The organism is Priestia sp. BR_2 (assembly GCF_041954005.1).
In the GTDB taxonomy this organism is placed as follows: Bacteria; Bacillota; Bacilli; order Paenibacillales; family Paenibacillaceae; genus Paenibacillus_AQ; species Paenibacillus_AQ lautus_A.
Window position 1 is genome coordinate 1 of the sequence record NZ_JAVFHM010000359.1, and the last position, 1,411, is coordinate 1,411.

Annotated in this window: 1 protein-coding gene; it reads right to left on the reverse strand. The window is 36.8% G+C overall.

Features of this window, described 5'->3' with window-relative positions; all coding sequences use genetic code 11:
* Nucleotides 1-24: 24 nt before the first annotated feature.
* A complete protein-coding gene (locus RB298_RS33365) occupies nucleotides 25-1,344 on the reverse strand; it encodes a hemolysin family protein (RefSeq protein WP_486050619.1) in 1,320 nt (439 codons plus the stop codon).
* Nucleotides 1,345-1,411: the final 67 nt, after the last annotated feature.

Sequence of the window (1,411 nt, forward strand, 5' to 3'; positions counted from 1 at the left end):
GGATATGAGGTTGCTTTTTATTTACTATTTAGCTAAGCTCAAAGAATGCTGTTTATTTGCTACCTCGATGGTTTGAATATTTCGCCCATCAAGTTCTCTCACAATAAACTCAAAATCATTATACTCAAGGACTTCATTTAACTTAACGTCTATTTTCTGAGATAAGATCCATCCACCTATCGTATCGACCTCATTAGTTTCAATGTTCGTTCCCATTAGTGTATTTACGTCTCTTACTAATACTTTCCCATTAAAAACATAGTGATGTTCACCAATTTTTTGCCTATCGAGCACTTCATCAGAATCAAATTCGTCATGGATTTCTCCTACGATTTCTTCTAAAATATCTTCAACGGTTACTAAACCAGCTGTCCCTCCATATTCATCCAGTAAGATTGCTATGTGGATACGTTCCTTTTGCATCTTTCTTAATAGCTTATTGATAGAGTACGATTCAATGACTTGAATCACGGGTTTAACGTAACAGCTAATGAGTTGGTTTCGTAAGGTGTCATCAAATGCAACATCGCTTAAGATTTCTTTTATATTTACCATCCCTATGATTTGATCTTTATCTCCATCGGTTGTTACTGGGTAACGAGTATACTGCTCCAATGCAGCCATTTCTAAAAATGCACCAATCGTGTCATGTTCAGAGATTGTTATCATCTCAGTTCGTGGAATCATGATTTCTTTGGCCAGACGTTCATCAAATTCGAAAATATTGTTTACGTACTTTAGCTCACTTTGATTAATAGCACCACTCTTATAGCTCTCAGCCAGCAGGAGACGAAGTTCCTCTTCTGAATGGGCCAATTCGTGCTCTGAAGCAGGTTTTAACCCAAACATTCCAACCAGTATTCGTGCAGAACCATTTAAAATCCAGATAAACGGATACATGATTTTATAAAACCAGATGATGGGCGCTGAAAATAACAACGTGACAGCTTCTGCTTTCTGTATGGAAAATGTCTTAGGTGCCAATTCACCTACCACAACATGAAGATAGGTCATCACAATAAAGGCAATACCAAACGATAAAAGGTGCGTAATGGACTCATTTAAATCGAACTTCATAAAAACAGGACTTAGCAATCTTTCTACCGTAGGTTCACCAAGCACACCTAATCCCATCGCCGTTACTGTAATACCTAGTTGACAAGCAGATAAATATTCGTCTAAGTGCGTAATGACCTTTTTAGCAGACACAGCACCCTTTTTACCTTCAGCTACAAGTTGATCAATCTTAGAGCTTCGTACTTTCACAATCGCAAATTCTGTGGCTACAAAGAAACCAGTCAATCCAATTAATACTGCTACCAATAACAAGTTAATTATGTCCAATTAGTTATCTTACCTAAGTAAGATTTACACCTCCAATAGATTTAATGACAAATACATTATGTAGAAA